This is a genomic window from Stenotrophomonas lacuserhaii (assembly GCF_014836545.1).
Lineage (GTDB): Bacteria > Pseudomonadota > Gammaproteobacteria > Xanthomonadales > Xanthomonadaceae > Stenotrophomonas > Stenotrophomonas lacuserhaii.
This window is the reverse complement of the sequence record NZ_JACSQS010000015.1, coordinates 52,142-67,368: the sequence shown is the minus strand read 5'-3', so window position 1 is coordinate 67,368 and position 15,227 is coordinate 52,142. Positions and strand designations below refer to the sequence as shown.

14 protein-coding genes are annotated in these 15,227 nt (G+C 66.6%); 2 read left to right on the top strand and 12 right to left on the bottom strand.

What is annotated here, in order from left to right; genetic code table 11:
* The first annotated feature begins 123 nt into the window (after positions 1–123).
* Complete coding sequence (locus H9654_RS13620; RefSeq protein WP_101098414.1) at positions 124–1,143, top strand: LysR family transcriptional regulator; 1,020 nt, start codon at positions 124–126, stop codon at positions 1,141–1,143.
* Between the two features lie 181 nt (positions 1,144–1,324).
* On the opposite strand, the gene H9654_RS13615 is transcribed toward H9654_RS13620, so the two are convergent.
* The 6 genes from H9654_RS13615 to H9654_RS13590 all read right to left on the bottom strand — a co-directional run bounded on the left by H9654_RS13615 (position 1,325) and on the right by H9654_RS13590 (position 9,317).
* Positions 1,325–2,020, bottom strand: a complete 696-nt coding sequence (locus H9654_RS13615; RefSeq protein ID WP_042612375.1) for a YiaD family glycine zipper/OmpA-like lipoprotein — start codon at positions 2,018–2,020, stop codon at positions 1,325–1,327.
* A 136-nt stretch (positions 2,021–2,156) separates the two neighbouring features.
* Positions 2,157–3,572 (bottom strand): cryptochrome/photolyase family protein, encoded by a 1,416-nt coding sequence (locus H9654_RS13610; RefSeq protein ID WP_191771270.1) that lies wholly within the window; start codon positions 3,570–3,572, stop codon positions 2,157–2,159.
* Positions 3,573–3,605: 33 nt separating this feature from the next.
* Entirely contained in the window at positions 3,606–4,265 is a 660-nt protein-coding gene (locus H9654_RS13605; protein ID WP_191771269.1) for an inorganic diphosphatase, read from the bottom strand.
* Positions 4,262–5,644 (bottom strand): purple acid phosphatase family protein, encoded by a 1,383-nt coding sequence (locus H9654_RS13600; protein WP_406833479.1) that lies wholly within the window; start codon positions 5,642–5,644, stop codon positions 4,262–4,264. Before H9654_RS13600 ends, H9654_RS13605 begins: the two co-directional genes overlap by 4 nt.
* Complete coding sequence (locus tag H9654_RS13595; protein ID WP_191771268.1) at positions 5,638–6,759, bottom strand: NHL repeat-containing protein; 1,122 nt, start codon at positions 6,757–6,759, stop codon at positions 5,638–5,640. Before H9654_RS13595 ends, H9654_RS13600 begins: the two co-directional genes overlap by 7 nt.
* The gene (locus tag H9654_RS13590; RefSeq protein WP_191771267.1) at positions 6,759–9,317 is read right to left on the bottom strand and encodes a TonB-dependent receptor; all 2,559 of its coding nucleotides are present in this window, start codon (positions 9,315–9,317) and stop codon (positions 6,759–6,761) included. The genes H9654_RS13595 and H9654_RS13590 overlap by 1 nt, the downstream gene beginning before the upstream one ends.
* A 168-nt stretch (positions 9,318–9,485) precedes the next feature.
* Here H9654_RS13590 and upp point away from each other — a divergent pair, with 168 nt between their 5' ends.
* Positions 9,486–10,121 carry a uracil phosphoribosyltransferase gene (upp, locus tag H9654_RS13585; RefSeq protein ID WP_191771266.1) on the top strand — a complete coding sequence of 212 codons (636 nt, stop codon included), beginning with the start codon at positions 9,486–9,488 and terminating at the stop codon, positions 10,119–10,121.
* Positions 10,122–10,203: 82 nt separating this feature from the next.
* On the opposite strand, the gene H9654_RS13580 is transcribed toward upp, so the two are convergent.
* The 6 genes from H9654_RS13580 to rsmD form a co-directional block, all read right to left on the bottom strand.
* Positions 10,204–11,091, bottom strand: coding sequence for an MBL fold metallo-hydrolase (locus tag H9654_RS13580; RefSeq protein WP_191771265.1), 888 nt, complete (start codon positions 11,089–11,091; stop codon positions 10,204–10,206).
* 80 nt (positions 11,092–11,171) lie between these two features.
* Positions 11,172–12,893: a gamma-glutamyltransferase gene (gene ggt / locus H9654_RS13575; RefSeq protein WP_191771264.1), complete on the bottom strand. Its 1,722-nt coding sequence runs from the start codon at positions 12,891–12,893 to the stop codon at positions 11,172–11,174.
* Positions 12,890–13,171, bottom strand: coding sequence for a YfhL family 4Fe-4S dicluster ferredoxin (locus H9654_RS13570; protein ID WP_042612382.1), 282 nt, complete (start codon positions 13,169–13,171; stop codon positions 12,890–12,892). Before H9654_RS13570 ends, ggt begins: the two co-directional genes overlap by 4 nt.
* A gap of 156 nt (positions 13,172–13,327) precedes the next feature.
* Positions 13,328–13,822 carry a hypothetical protein gene (locus H9654_RS13565; protein WP_191771263.1) on the bottom strand — a complete coding sequence of 165 codons (495 nt, stop codon included), beginning with the start codon at positions 13,820–13,822 and terminating at the stop codon, positions 13,328–13,330.
* Positions 13,823–13,904: 82 nt separating this feature from the next.
* Positions 13,905–14,414, bottom strand: a complete 510-nt coding sequence (gene coaD / locus H9654_RS13560) for a pantetheine-phosphate adenylyltransferase (protein WP_042612384.1) — start codon at positions 14,412–14,414, stop codon at positions 13,905–13,907.
* 16 nt (positions 14,415–14,430) lie between these two features.
* Positions 14,431–15,018, bottom strand: a complete 588-nt coding sequence (gene rsmD, locus H9654_RS13555) for a 16S rRNA (guanine(966)-N(2))-methyltransferase RsmD (RefSeq protein ID WP_191771262.1) — start codon at positions 15,016–15,018, stop codon at positions 14,431–14,433.
* Positions 15,019–15,227 lie beyond the last annotated feature (209 nt).

Below are 15,227 nucleotides of genomic sequence, written 5' to 3'. Positions count from 1 at the left end.
ATGGCGCCATGGTGCGCTTCTAACTCCTACTTGATTAGTCCTCTTTTAGGGGAATAATCATCCCGCACCCGGTCCAATCTTTTTGTCACGATAGTCCCGTCCCCGACGTCCAGGAATTCGACCATGTCCCACGATCTCAACGAAACGCTGATCTTCGTCAAAGTGGTCGAGCAAGGCAGTTTCATTGCTGCAGCCAAATCGCTCGGCCTTCCCAAGACCACCGTCAGCCGCAAGGTGCAGGAACTGGAAACGCGCCTCGGCGCACGCCTGCTGCACCGGACCACGCGTCGGCTGGGCCTTACCGAGGCCGGCTCGATCTACCACGAGCACTGCCAGCGCATCGCACGCGAACTGGAAGAAGCGGAGAGTGCGGTGAGCCAGCTGCAGTCCGGCCCGCGTGGCTGGTTGCGCTTCACCGTGCCCTATTCGCTGGGCATCACCTGGATCGCGCCGCTGATGGGTCAGTTCCATGCGATGTATCCGGAAATCCGCCTGGACATGCACCTGGGCAACGAGAAGCTGGACCTGATCGCCGGCGAGGCCGACCTGGCCCTGCGCGTGGGCTCGCTGCCCGATTCCAACCTGGTGGCGCGCAAGCTCGGCACGCTGCGCACGCAGGTGTTCGCCAGCCCGGCGTACATCGAGCGGCACGGTGAGCCGCTGCACCCGGACGAACTGCAGTTCCATCGGATCCTGGCGATGCGCAAGGCGTACCACAGCCATCCCAACCGGATCACCTGGCAGCTCGGTGAGAACGGCGGCGAACTGCGCGATTTCCCGGTCACGCCACTGATGGTGGCCAACGATGTGTCCGCGCTCAATGGCGCGCTGGTATGCGGCGAAGGCCTGCTTCTGACCGGTGACGTGATGGCCAAGCCGTTCATCGAGACCGGTATGGTGCGCCGCGTGCTGGCCGGCTGGACCGGGCCGGAAGTGGACTTCAACGCGGTGTTCGCCGGCGGCAAGCTGGTGTCGCCGAAGGTGCGCGCGTTCGTTGATTTCCTGGTGGAAAAGCTGAACTTCGATGCCAACTACATGATGGCGCAGTGCCCGGCAGCGAAGTACGCGCAGCAGCAGACCGAGAAAGCCGAAGCAGAAGCGGCCGCCGAAGGAAAGCGGATCCTGGAAGTGGTCGCCGCCTGATCGGGTAGTGACGGCCGCTGGCCGTCATGAACTTAGGTGGGTGACGAGCGTTGGTCGTCACGCTGTCTCTGTCGGCGTGACGACCAACGCTCGTCACCCACAAAAAATGCCGCCTGCAAGGGCGGCATTTTTGCTGCGCTCGCCATCGCGAACGCAGCGGTTGCAGCGATAACGCTGCGCGTTATTGCTGCAACGGAATCACGCGGATCTCGACGCGGCGGTTCTGCGCGCGGCCCGCATCGGTGCTGTTGTCGGCAATGGGATAGGCCTTGCCCGCGCCCAGCGTTTCGATACGCGCACGCTGCACGCCCTGCGCGGTCAGGTAGGACGCAACGGCATCGGCGCGTTCCTTGGACAGGCGGTTGTTGACCGCATCGCTGCCGATGCTGTCGGTATGGCCGACCACTTCGATCATCGTCTGGTTGTATTCGGACAACGTGCTGGCCACACCGTTGAGCGAGCCGTAGAACTGCGGCTTCAGCGCTGACTTGCCGAAATCGAAGGTGATCCCGTCCGGCAGGTTCAGGCTGATGTTGTCGCCCTGGCGCACCACGTCGATACCGGTATTGGCGGTACGTTCGCGCAGCGCGCGTTCCTGGCGGTCCTGGTACTGGCCAACGGCCGCGCCACTGAGCGCACCGATGCCAGCGCCGATCATGGCGTGCTGGCGGCGCTCGGTCGCGCTGCCACCGGTCAACAGGCCAGCTGCGACGCCTACTGCGGTGCCGATCAGCGCGTTGCGGCCGGTGCGGTTCTGCTGCTGGGTTTCATTGCCGTATTGGTCACTCTGCACGTAGGAACCGCCAGTGGCGCAGGCGCTGAGCGCTGCGGCGGTCATCAGGGCAAGGGCCACATTGCGGGGAGCGGAACGGATCATGGGAGTTCTCCTTGGAAGCCGGCTGGTCCGGCGTGCGTCGGGGTGAGCATATACAGCCTGATGCGATGCGGGGATGAGGGCGCCGCGTGGCGACAGCGCCCCGTTCAGCTTGTTCGCCACGGCGTACAAAATCGCCCTACTCCGCCCGGGTGCGGCGATACGCTGCCAACGCCGCCTCGCGGCCTTCCATCAGGTCGACCAACGGCGCGCGCGGATAGTCTGGCGCCTTGGCCGCCAGCAGCGCAGCGTGCTGCCAGGGTGCAAAACGGGCCTTGACCGGCAGAGCGGCCAATTCAGGCACCCAGCGGGTGATGTAACGCGCCTGCGGATCGAATTTCTCGGCCCGGGTCACCGGGTTGAACACCCGGAAATACGGCGCGGCATCGGCCCCGGTGCCACCGACCCACTGCCAGCCCATGGAATTGTTGGCCAGGTCCGCATCGACCAGGGTGTCCCAGAACCAGCGCGCGCCGACGATCCAATGCGCCCGCATGTGCTTGCACAGGTAACTGGCCACGATCATCCGCACCCGGTTGTGCATCGCCCCGGTGTGCCAGAGCTGGCGCAGGCCGGCGTCGACGATGGGCACGCCGGTGCGGCCCTTCTGCCACGCCTGCAGGTCGGCGCTGCTGGGCGTGGCCCAGGCAAATCCATCGAAACGCGGGTTGAGGCTCTCGTCGCTGGTTTTCGGGAAATGGTGCAGCAGGTGATGGGCGAAATCGCGCCAGCCCAACTGGCGGATGTAGGCGTCGATGTCGGCGCTGCGGCCGGCGCTGCGCTCTGCCTCCAGCGCATGCACGATGCGCCACGGCGCGATTTCGCCGAAATGCAGGTGCGGTGACAGCAGCGAGGTACCGACGCGGTCCGGCAGGTCGCGTTGCTCGCGATAGCCGTGCAGCGCACCATCGACAAACACCGTCAGCGCCTCGCGCGCACCGGCCTCGCCGGGCTGCCAGTGTTCCCAGAAGCCGGCATCCCAGTCCAGCGGCGGGGCCAGCCCCAGCGCGTCCAGCGCGAGCCCCTGCACGCCGTGCGCGGGCAAGCTCGCCGGCGCCCGGCTGCCCGGCTGCAGCCTCCAGTTGCTCAGGGCGTTGCGCCAGAACGGAGTGAACACCTTGTACGGACCGCCCTGCTTGGTTTCCAGCTCCCACGGTTCAAACAGCAGGCTGCCGTTGCAGCTGTCTGCCTGCAGGCCCTGCCCGCGCAGCGTGCGCTTGATCTTCGCATCACGCGGTTGCGTCGCCGGTTCGTATCTGCGGTTCCAGAACACCGCTTCCGCGCCGGTCTCGCTGATCAGCTGCTGCAGTACGTCCAGGCTGTCGCCTTGCCGCAGGACCAGGTGCGAGCCGCGTGCGCGCAGGTCCGCATCCAGCGCAGCCAGCGAACGGTGCCGCCAGGCATTGGATGCAGCGCCAGGTGCCCAGTGGCCCTCTTCGTGCGGGGCGTGGATGTAAACCGGGACCACCTCATGCCCGGCCTCCAGCGCAGCCTGCAGGGCCGGGTTGTCGGCAAGGCGGAGATCACGGCGAAACCACACCAGGGCTGATGACACGCGCTGCATCCAGGACAAAAACAGGAAGCGCCATCATAACGATGGCGCGTGACCTGGCTGTAGAGCGCCGCGCTGGGCGCTGTCGAAACGCTGCATCGACTGCTGGATCAGCACCTTCGCTCCGGCGGCGTTGCCCCAGCCGCTCAACTGCACTGGATTGCGGCCTTCGGGCAGGTCCTTGTACACGCGGAAGAACGCTTCGATGCGCTGGCGCTCGATCGGTGCCAGGTCGTCCAGATCCCGGATGTGGGCATAGCTGGGATCGACCTTGTCGGTCGGGACGCCGATCACCTTTTCGTCCTGCTCGCCATCATCGACCATCTTCAGGTAGCCAATCGGCCGGAAGCGCACGATCACCCCCGGATGCAGCGGCTCGCGGGTCAGCACCAGCGCATCCAGGGGGTCGTTGTCACCGGCCAGCGTCCGCGGCATCGACCCATAGTTCGCCGGGTAGGCCACGGGCATCGACTGGAAACGGTCCACGTGCACCAGTCCGTCATCCTTGATCTCGTACTTGGTGAAGCTTCCGGCCGGGATTTCCACCGCCAGGTTCACTTCCTCCGGGGCCTGCTTCGGCTGTGCGGCCAGGAACGGATGCAGCACCGTGTCGGCGGCGATCGCCGCGCCGGTCATCAGGACCAGGCCGGCGGCCAGTGCCAGCATCGGCAACGCGTTGCGCACGGAGGTCTTCATTCCCAGCACCGGTCCTTGCGCCCGGTCGGGGCATGCGGGCGCAGGCAGCGACGCGGTTCGATGCGGCCCTCTTCCAGCTCCACTTTCTTCGTGCTGCCATCGGCCTGGCGGACCAGTTCGAAGGCATCGTAGAGCTTGCCGGTGACCGTGCGCGCCTCGTAATGCAGGCGTTGCGGGTCGATGCGCAGCACCTGGAACAGCTGGGTGTCCTCGGCCACCGGCGACATCGTCTGCAAGGCTTCCTTCGACAGCCGGTATTGCTTCGGGCTGGCGTTGCTGACCACGAACTGCGGGGTCGCCATGCCGTCTTCGCCACGGCGTCCGTAGGTGTGGTCATGGCCCTGCAGCACCAGGTCCACGTCGTGGCGGCGCACCACCGGCAGCAGCGCTTCCTGCAGCACCGGGTTGTGTCGGCCACGCGCCGGCGAGTAGAACGGCTGGTGCACCACCACGATCGTCCACGGCTGGGTGTTGGCCGCCAGCACGCCGTCCAGCCACTGCGCCTGCGCCTGCGCGGTGCCCAGGTCCATCGCCGAGGTACCATCGAGCACGGCGAAGCGGACGCCCTGGTAATCGAACCAGTACGTACTCTTTTCCGCGCCCTTCGCCCCGTTGCCGGGCAGCGCGAACGTGGCGGGCCAGTGCCGCGCCATCACCCGGCGCTCCTGCGGGGTGTCTTCGAACTCTTCGAAATACTCGTGGTTGCCGATCGCCGGGGCCAGCATCGTCTCCTGTGCCAGCCAGCCGGTGGCGGCGAACCACTCGCCCCACTCGCTGTCATCGGCGTCGTAGCCGCCACTGACCAGGTCGCCGGCGAACAGGCTCAGGTTGGCGTCCGGCGCGGCTTTCTGCGCGGCGCGCACCACCCGGGTGACATGGCTGAGGTTCTTGTTCTGGGTATCCCCGAAGTACAGCAGGGTCATCGGCTGGTCGGCACGGCCAGCGGTTCGCAGCTGGTTCCAGGCGCTCCAGGTGTCCTTGCCCTGCACCCGGTAGACGTACAGCGTGCCGGGCTCCAGGCCGCTGACATCGGCACGATGGTGGTGCGACAGGCCGTTCTCGGTCTGCAACGGCTCGCTGCTGGCGGCGATGCGGGTGATCGGTCCGAAGCCGGGCGTATCGTCGGCCGGGGCGATCTCCAGCAGCGGCGCCTGCACGCTCCCATCGGTGCGCCAGCGCACGGCGAAGCCATGCGCAGCATCGACCGCTGGCGAAGCGACGATGCGGTCCGGGAAGCCGGTGGCGGCATAGTGCCGGTTACCCGCCGGCACCTGGCTGTTGGGCTCCACGCGCGAGGCCAGCTCATCGGCCAGCGCCGGCACGGCAGACAGCCCCAGTGCGACACCGAAGGCAAGGGACGCCAGGCGCGCGATCACGATGCACACTCCAGCGGCAGCGCCAGCGCCTTGGCGATCTGCTCCCAGTCGAAAGCGACCACGCCCTGGTCGTCATGCACGGCGTACAGCGCCCCATGCGGGAAGCGCGGGCTGCCCTGCTGCATCATCCAGATGCCATCGGTATTGGCCACCTTGTTGCCCTGGAAGGATCCCACCGGCTTCAGGCTGTGGCGGTCGAACAGGTGGAACACGCTGCGCTCCTTGCCCTGTTCAGTGGTGATCCACCAGCCGTCCTTGCCGCAGGTACGCAGCATCACGCCTTCGGCCTGTGCCTTGAACACATCACGGCCGAAGGTGGTGCCGGTGAAGCGGCCCGCCAGCGTGTACACCTTGAACTCGCTGGCGTAGGTCTCGTCTTCCTCTGCCACCAGCAGGCGATCGTTGGCCGGGTCGCCCCAGATCGATTCCACCACGCGCAGCGCGCCGGCTTCGCTGGTGTCGCCAATGCTGGCGGCCAGCGTTGCGGTCACGTCCGCGCCATCGCGGCGCACGTGGTACTGGCGCACGCGTTTGTCCAGCTCGGCCAGTGGCGGCAGGATGTCATTGCCCTGCGCGTCCTCGCCGTTGTCCCAGGAATCGGTCACGTACACGGCGTAGCCATCGGCACGTTTGTCCACCCACAGCCCGTACGGCTTGCGCAGATCGTCCGCACCGAACACCGCCAGCGGAGTGAAATCCGGCAACGAGAAGACCTGCACGCGGTGGTTGTCACGCTCGACGATCCACAGCAGGTCATCGGTCACCGATATGCCGTTGGGGCGGTCGAACTGGCCGAGCGCGGCGCCCGTGCTGCCGACCTCACGCAGCGGCGAACCGGTGCTGCCGTCGTACACCACCAGCTTGTCGGTGGCCTTGGCCGTTGCGATCAGCCAGGTCTTGCCGTCCGGTGCCTTCCAGGCCGCGGGGGAATCGATGTTGTCGTCCGGGGTCATCGGGGTCAGGAAGGCTTCGGCCAGCGTGGCGACCTGGCGCGCGGCGCTGGCGTCCGCGGCGGCAGGCGCCTTGGTGGCGGTATCGTTCGCCGGCGGCGCGGCGGGCGTGCAAGCGGTCGCCAGCACCAGCGTCATCGCGCTGGCCAGCAACATGCGGCGCGCCATCACAGCGACACCTTCAGGCCAACGGCATAGGTGCGGCCGTATTCTTCCAGCTGCAGGGTGCGCGAGCGCGTGCCCTGGTAAAGCTCAAGCGGCTTGTCCAACAGATTCTGTGCCTCCAAGTACATGCTGACGCGGGGGCTGAACTTGTAGTCCAGCGAGAAATCGAGCTGGGTATGCGGGGCGACGAACACATCGAACGCGCGGCCAGCGCCGATGCTGTCCAGGTATTCACTGCGGTACACCGCGGCAATGCGCGTGCTCAGGCCATCTTTTTCGTAGCCGACATGCGCGCTGTACACATGCTTGGATGCACGCGGCAACATGAAGTCATCACCCGCGCGGTCGGCCAGGCCGGGGTCGAAATCGGTATCCAGCCAGGTGCCGCTGGCCCCCACCAGCAGGCCATCCAGCCCCGGCGGCAGGAAGGCGAGCTGCTGCTGGTAGTTGAACTCGGCGCCGCGCACCTTGGCCTTGTCGCCGTTGATCGCCTGGGTCACATCGAAGCCCTCGTAGGCCGGATCGTTCTGGCGCACGGTCTCCACGATGTAGCCGTCGATGGACTTGTGGAACAGGCCCAGCGAGACGATGCCGGTGCTGCCGAGGTACTTCTCCAGCGACAGGTCAACGTTGGTCGATTCGTACGGATCCAGTTCCGGGTTGCCCAGCCGCACTTCCTCATCGCCGCGGCTGTAGCCCACGCGCGGGGAGATGTCGCCAAAGGAAGGGCGCGAAACGGTTTTGTTGGCCGACGCACGCAGCACCCAGTCGTCCGCCGCGTCGTAGCGCAGGTGCAGGCCCGGCAGCACGTTGGTGTAGCTGTTGTTGGCCACGCGCGGAGTGACGGTGAAGCTGCGCTCGTCTTCGGCCACGTCGACCTGGTTGCCCACCGCACTGAACTGGGTATTCTCCACGCGCACGCCGCCGATGATGCGCAGCGCGCCGATGTCCCAGGTGCCCATCGCGTAGGTGGCGAAGATGTCTTCGCTGGCGGTGTAGTCCTCTTCCAGCGAGGTCACCGCATTGGCCCCGGTTTCCTGCGGGCGCGCACTGTACAGGCCGCTGTTGGCCGCCCAGTAACGGCGCATCAGGGCCGAGCTCATGCCCTGCCCCAGCGACCCATGCCGGTGCTCGGGCGCGCTGGTGGTCCAGCTGTCCAGGTCGATCGCCGGCCCGCGGCGCAGCTCCACTTCGTTGACGTCCACGTCGCGCTCGCGCCAGCGCCCGAGCAGGCCGATCTTGTAGCTGGCGTTGTCCGCATCGAAACGCACGTTGACCTGCGCGCTGTGTTCATTGTCGTCCACCCGCTTGGGCGACAGGATCATGCGGTCGTAGGCGAAGTTGGCGTTGTCCATCCACTCGGTGTTGGACAAGGTGTAGCGCGGCAACCGGCTGCGCTGGTCCAGGGTGCCGGACAGGTCGTCGGCATCCAGTTCGAAGCGCGCTTCCATCTCATCGTCCACGCGTTCTTCGGTCTTGGTATAGCCCACCTTGTAGTCCACCACGGCCGAGCTCAAGCGGTTCTCGCCGCCCAGGCTGGCCGCGAAGGTGTTCTCTTCCTTGGTGCGGTAGCGCATGCGCTTCTGGATCGCATCGGATGGCAGGTCGTTCAGCCGGAACTGGTCGGCACCGGTGGCCACCATGTCGGCGTCTTCGAAGTTGAAGATGGTGCGCTGGCGTGTCTCCGCATCGTCGAAACGGCTGTACAGCGTGCGCAGGTAGTAGCTGCTGTCTTCGCTGGGACGCCAGTCCAGGTTGAGATTTGCGCCGATGCGCTTGCGCTCGATTTCGTACTTGCGGTGCTGCAGGTTGATCGCAGTGACATCCCCCGGCACGGCATCGTCCTCGCCGTCGTACTCCACTTCGGTGTTGTCAGATTCGAATCTGCGGTTCTGGTAGTTCACGCCCAGCGCCACGCCGAAGGTATCGGCGAACACTTCGCTGTAGTTGATCGCCGCCTTCGGGCTGGTGTGCCCGGACAGTTGCTGGTGGCTGCCCTCGATCTTGCCGCGCAGGCTGCGGCCTTCGCGGTCGAAGGCCGAAGCGGACTCGACCAGGATCGCGCCGCCGATGGCATCGCCGGGCATGTCCGGGGTCGGCGACTTGACCACGCGCAGGCGCTCGGTGGAGTCGGACGGAATCACGTCCAGCGGAGCGGCGCGGCTGGAATCCTCCGGAGTGCCCACCGCGATGCCGTCGATGCTGACGCTGTTGAGGTTGGCATCCAGGCCGCGCACCACCACGAAGCGCCCTTCGCCCTGATCACGGGTGACGCTGACGCCGGGCAGGCGCTGCAGCGATTCGGCCACGTTCTTGTCCGGATACTGGCCCAGCGCATCGGACGACACGGCGTCTTCGATGGCATCGCTGCTGCGCTTGAGGTCCACCGCGCGGAGCTGCGATTCCAGCTGGGCGCGCACTTCGATGCGGTCCAGGTCGGTGGCATCGGCGCCGAGGGCACTGGTGGCGGCCACGTCCTGCCCGGCGGCGTGCAGCGGCGCTGCAGCCCCCATCGCCAGGGTCAGGGTGATGGCAATCGCCAACGGCGTCTTGGTCTGCACGGGTGTCCCCATTCGGTGTGAAGAATGGGAGGGCAAGGTATGTCGGCGAGGTTTCACCGGCATGACACCGGGGGCACCGGATTGGTCATGGATGCGTCCCCGCGCTGGCCGGGGCCCGCAGGCTGCGGCAGAATACAGCCTCTGCCTTTCCCCTTTCCCGCCCCCCCCATGAACATCGTCGAAGTGCGCCATCCGCTGGTGCAGCACAAGATCGGCCTGATGCGCAACGCTGCGCTCAGCACCAAGGATTTCCGCGAACTGGCCAACGAGCTCGGCACGCTGCTGGCCTACGAGGCCACCGCCGACCTGGATACTGAATCGCACACCATGGACGGCTGGTCCGGCCCGGTGACGGTGCAGCGCATCGCCGGTGCCAAGATCACCGTGGTGCCGATCCTGCGCGCCGGCCTGGGCATGCTCAGCGGCGTGCTGTCGCTGATCCCGGCGGCCCGCGTCAGCGTGGTCGGCCTGCAGCGTGACGAAGAGACGCTGCTACCGGTGCCCTACTTCGAGCGCCTCACTGGCCGCCTGGAAGAGCGCGATGCGCTGATCCTGGACCCGATGCTGGCCACCGGCGGCACCCTGATCGCCACCATCGACATGCTCAAGCGCGCTGGCGCCCGCCGCATCAAGGGCATCTTCCTGGTTGCCGCGCCGGAAGGCATCGCCGCCGTGCAGGCCGCGCATCCGGACGTGCAGATCTACACGGCCGCCATCGACGACCATCTCAATGAAAAGGGCTACATCCTGCCGGGCCTCGGCGATGCCGGTGATCGCATCTTCGGCACCCGCGTGATCGGCTGACAAAAAAAGGGGACGGAGGGAATTAAGTCGCAATCGGCGGTGATCCGGCCGATTGCGACTTAATTCCCTCCGTCCCCTTTTTTCAGGCGAGGGCGCGGGCCTTGAGTTCGCTGTGCTCGTGCACGGTCACGAAACGGCCCTTTTCGTCGCGCTGCAGCTGCGCCAGCGCTACCTGCGGATCGTGGGTGAAAAACAGATGGACGTTGCGCGCCAGCTTGTCTTCGAGGAACTGTTTCTTCTCGTCGATCAGCAGTTCGGCATTGCGGTCGTAGCCCATGGTGATCGGCACGTGCACCCAGGAGCGACCGGGCACCAGGTCGGCGCAGAACACCACCCCGCCATGTGCCAGCCCGTCCCTGCCCGGCTGGCCGACGATCTCCGCCAGCATCAGCCCCGGGGTATGGCCGTCGCTGAAGCTGAAACGCACGCTGCGGCCCAGCACCCTGGAATATTCGCCCTGCACCACCTCCAGCCGGCCGCTCTGCTCGAGCAGTGCAGGCAGTTCGGGGATGAAGCTGGCACGGTCGCGCGGATGCGGCTGAAGTGCGCGCTGCCAGTGTTCGGCGCCCACCACGAAGGTGGCATTGGGGAACAGCAGTTCCGGCGCACGCCCTTCCACCCACGGCGCCAACAGGCCGCCGGCGTGGTCGAAATGCAGATGGCTCAGGACCACCACGTCGATGTCTTCGTGCTCGAAGCCGGCTTCGCGCAGCGAATCGATCAGCACGTGCTGGTTTTCCTGCACGCCATAACGTTCGCGCAGGCGCGGTTCGAAGAACGCACCGATGCCGGTTTCGAACAGCACTGTCTTGCCTTCCAGCGGGCTGGCCAGCAGCGCACGGCAAGCCAGTTCGATACGGTTGAGCTCGTCAGGCACTGCCCATTTTTCCCACACCGCGCGCGGTGCGTTGCCGAACATCGCACCGCCGTCCAGGCGCTGCGTGTTGCCGCGGATCGACCATAGTTTCATGCGGCAAGTATCGGTCAGCCAGCGTTAAATAATCGCTAGCCGCGCCCGGCCGGGCAGGGCTCGGCACGACCGTGACCGGATCACTTCACCTCGGCGCTGCCGACCGGGTTGCGCGGGTCACTGCCGCCATACAACGTGTTGCTGCGGCGATCCCATTCGACGGTCTGCAGGTTGCCCCAGACGTGGCTGGATCCGCGACCGCCGGCGGCGCTGTCACCCGGCAGGTCGATCTTGTGGCCCATCGCCTGCAACTGCCTGATGGTGCCGGCATCGAACGCGTCGTTTTCCGCTTCGATCGCATCGGGCAGCCACTGGTGGTGGTAGCGCGGCAGCGCGGCGACCTGCTGGGCGGTCAATCCCTGGTCGTACCCCAGGATGCCCAGCAGCACCATGGTGATGATGCGGCTGCCGCCGGGCGTGCCCAGCACCACCACCTTGTCGGCGTTTTCCATGAAGGTCGGGGTCATCGAGCTGAGCATGCGCTTGCCCGCCTTCGGTGCGTTGGCGGCGTAACCCATCACGCCGAACGCGTTGGGCGTGCCCGGCTTCAGCGCGAAGTCGTCCATCTCGTTGTTCAACAGCACCCCGGTGCCCTTGGGAATCAGGCCCGAGCCGTACAGCAGGTTCACCGTCTGGGTCGCGCCGACCCGGTTGCCATCGCGGTCGATGATCGAGAAATGCGTCGTTTCGTCGTCTTCCAGCGGGGTCGGATTGCCTGACAGCAGGTCGCTGGGGGTGGCCTTCTCCGGATGGATGGTGGCACGCAGGCCCTGTGCGTAATCCTTGCTGGTCAGCACCTTCTGCGGGATGTCGACGAAATCCGGATCGCCGAGGAAGAAGGTGCGGTCGCGGTAAGCGCGGCGCATCGCTTCCACCACCAGGTGGGCACGGTGCGCCTCATCCATCGACTTGATGTCCCAGCCTTCCAGGATCTGCAGCATGCTCGCCAGCGCGATGCCACCGGAGGACGGCGGCGGTGCGGTGGTGATCTTCCAGCCGTTGTAATCGAACACGATCGGCTCACGCGACTTCACCGTGTAACCGGCCAGTTCTTCGGCGGTCCAGCGGCCGCCGGCCTGCTTCACACCGGCCAGCAGCAGCGTGCCGGTCTGGCCGCGGTAGAACCCATCAAAGCCCCCTTCCGCCAGGCGCTCCAGGGTGCGCGCCAGTTCCGGCTGCTGGAAGGTGTCTCCCTCGGCGATCGGCTTGCCGTTGCGCAGGTACACCTCGCGCGTGCCGGCATAACGCTCCATCACTTCACGCCGCGACTGGTAGCCCTTGGCCATCCGCGCATACACCGGGAAGCCTTCGCGGGCGATGCGGATGGCCGGCTGCAGCGAAGTCTTCAGCGGCAGCCTGCCATGCTTGGAGGACAACTCCACCAGCGCTGCGGGAAGGCCGGGGATGCCGGCCGACCAGGCGCCATTGACCGAGCGGTCACGATCCAGCTTGCCGTCCTTGTCCAGGAACGCCGCCTCGGTAGCCGCGGCCGGCGCGGTCTCGCGCGCGTCCAGCATCAGGTCCTTGCCGGAGTCCGCATCGTGCAGCAGGAAGAACCCACCACCGCCCAGCCCGGAGCTGATCGGCTCGACCACGGCCAGCGTGGACGACACCGCCACGGCCGCATCGAACGCGTTGCCGCCCTGCGCCAGGATCTGCATGCCGGCCTGGGTCGCAAGCTGGTGGCCACTGGCGATGGCGGCGCCATCGGGGTGGGCGGCACGTGCCGGGCCGTCGGCATGGGCCAGCGGGGCGGACAGCAACAGGCCCAGCAGCAACAGGGGACGCAGGATCGGGTTCATTCGGATGGGGGCTCCGCGTAAAGTTCGGGGTGATCGTGCTGCAGGCCACGCAGCTTGGCCATCAGCTGGTCATGTGTCTCGACGATGTCCGGATCCGGGTCGATGCATTCGACCGGACAGACGACCACGCACTGGGCTTCGTCGAAATGGCCCACGCACTCGGTGCAGCGCGCAGGGTCGATCACATAGATGGTTTCACCCATCGAGATGGCCTGGTTGGGGCAGGCCGGCTCACAGACGTCACAGTTGACGCAGAGCTCGTTGATTTTCAGCGACACGGCGATGACTCCTCGCCCGCGCACCGCATCCCGCCGCAGGGGACCGGGATGCTGGACTGGCACCGGCCTGCGCGGGCGCGCGGGCCGGTCAGGGGCGCTGCCACGAAGGCGCCGCCCACGACCACACCGGCTGGCGTGGCCGCTACCGCACGGGGATTACTTGGCTTCGACGAAAACGTAGTCGGCACCGGTGGGCTGCACGACCGACTGGACGCGGGCGTTGTCAGCGGCGTCGCCGATGAACAGCACGCGCACGTTCTTCATCGAATCCGGCGACACGTCCTTGAACACGACCTGGATCATGTCGGCCATCTTGCCCGAAGCCGACGAACCGAAGGCCAGCATGTTGCCCGGCTGCACGCCACGGGCGACGGCCTGGGTGGCGCTCTCGGTCTGGCGCTCGAACTTGGCAGCGAACTCCGAATCCGATTCCGGTGCGAGGTAATACAGGAACGGGCTGTTGGTCACGGTGCCCATGTTCTGCACGGCGACGGTCTGCAGGTACTTCTTCCAGCCGGCATCGTCGTCCTTGGCCGGGGCGACCAGCGCCTGCTGTGCATCGGCAGCGGCGGCCGGGGCTTCTTCCTTCTTGCAGGCAGTGAAGGCCAGGGCCAGCGAGGCCAGCAGCATCGCGCGCATGGTGGTGTTCATGGGTGATCTCCCGTGGTGGTTCTGTGGATTGCAGTGGATACAAAAAGGTGCCGACGGCGGTCATCCGCCACGGGCGGGTGGATCAGGCCTGCGCCGCCTTGGCTTCGCGGGCCTTGCGCAGCGCATCGAGCACCGACGCCGGCACGAAGCCGGACACGTCGCCACCCAGGCGTGCGATTTCACGTACCAGCGAGGACGAAATGAAGCTGTGCTGCTCGGCTGGTGTCAGGAACAGGGTTTCGACTTCCGGGATCAGGTGGCGGTTCATGCTGGCCATCTGGAACTCGTACTCGAAATCGGAGACCGCGCGCAGGCCGCGCAGCAGGATGCCGCCCTGGACCGAGCGCACGAAGTGCGCCAGCAGGGTGTCAAAGCCGATCACTTCCACGTTGTCATGGTGCGACAGCGCCCCGCGAGCCAGCTGCACGCGCAGCTCCAGCGGCAGCGTCGGGCCCTTGGACGGACTCTGTGCGACGCCCACCACCACCTTTTCGAACAGCGGCGCTGCCCGGTTCACCAGGTCGATGTGACCGTTGGTGATGGGGTCGAAGGTGCCCGGATAGACAGCGATGCGACGATTGGCGACGGTCATGTGCGGTCGTGAACGTTCAGATTGGGTCAAGTGTAGCAGCGGCGCGCCGGTACAGCGCAAAGCGCACCTCGCGGGTGCCGCCTTCGCGGTGCAGCAGCCACTCCGCCGGCAAGGCCGGGGCCTGCCCGTCCGGCGATTCCAGGTACAGCCAGGCATCGGCGCTCAGGTGCCGTGGCAGCAGCGCCAGCGTGCTGTCCCACAGCCCGGCGGCGAACGGCGGATCGACGAAGGCGATGCTGGCCTGGGCCGATGCGGCGGTCTGCAGCCAGCGCAGCGCATCGGCCTGCACCACCTGCACGCGGGCCTCGGCCTTCAGCTTGGTGACCACGGCAGTCAGGTTGGCGACCAGCTGCGGATCCCGTTCGACCAAGGTGGCGTGGGCCGCGCCACGCGACACCGCCTCCAGCCCCAGCGCGCCACTGCCGGCGAACACATCCAGCACGCGCGCGCCGCCCAGGCGGGGCATCAGCCAGTTGAACAGTGTTTCGCGCACGCGGTCGCTGCTGGGTCGCAGGCCCGGCAGGGTCGGCACCGGCAGCCGGGTGTTGCGCCACTGCCCGCCAATGATGCGGACCTGGCCGTCATTGCCACCGCGAGCGCTCATGGCGCGCGGCCGGGATTGACCCGTGCACGGGTCTGGTTCATGGAATTCAGCATGGTGGGATTGTAGCGGCAGCGCCGTCTGCAGCGAACGGCGGAGCCCCTCGTGGTGGTCGCTCAGTGCGATTTCTTTGGTTTGGGCCGGGGGGTGGGGCTGGTCGGGGGACGGCAAGAGCCGCTCCTGCGGGCCTCGTTTCGTGCCATCCATGGCAC

What these genes read in the sequence shown, in the direction of transcription:
- H9654_RS13620 (WP_101098414.1), top strand. Translation starts at nt 124, where the DNA reads ATGTCCCACGATCTCAACGAAACGCTGATCTTCGTCAAAGTGGTCGAG.
- H9654_RS13615 (WP_042612375.1), bottom strand. Translation starts at nt 2,020, where the DNA reads ATGATCCGTTCCGCTCCCCGCAATGTGGCCCTTGCCCTGATGACCGCC.
- H9654_RS13605 (WP_191771269.1), bottom strand. Translation starts at nt 4,265, where the DNA reads ATGAAGACCTCCGTGCGCAACGCGTTGCCGATGCTGGCACTGGCCGCC.
- H9654_RS13595 (WP_191771268.1), bottom strand. Translation starts at nt 6,759, where the DNA reads ATGGCGCGCCGCATGTTGCTGGCCAGCGCGATGACGCTGGTGCTGGCG.
- upp (WP_191771266.1), top strand. Translation starts at nt 9,486, where the DNA reads ATGAACATCGTCGAAGTGCGCCATCCGCTGGTGCAGCACAAGATCGGC.
- H9654_RS13580 (WP_191771265.1), bottom strand. Translation starts at nt 11,091, where the DNA reads ATGAAACTATGGTCGATCCGCGGCAACACGCAGCGCCTGGACGGCGGT.
- ggt (WP_191771264.1), bottom strand. Translation starts at nt 12,893, where the DNA reads ATGAACCCGATCCTGCGTCCCCTGTTGCTGCTGGGCCTGTTGCTGTCC.
- H9654_RS13565 (WP_191771263.1), bottom strand. Translation starts at nt 13,822, where the DNA reads ATGAACACCACCATGCGCGCGATGCTGCTGGCCTCGCTGGCCCTGGCC.
- coaD (WP_042612384.1), bottom strand. Translation starts at nt 14,414, where the DNA reads ATGACCGTCGCCAATCGTCGCATCGCTGTCTATCCGGGCACCTTCGAC.
- rsmD (WP_191771262.1), bottom strand. Translation starts at nt 15,018, where the DNA reads ATGAGCGCTCGCGGTGGCAATGACGGCCAGGTCCGCATCATTGGCGGG.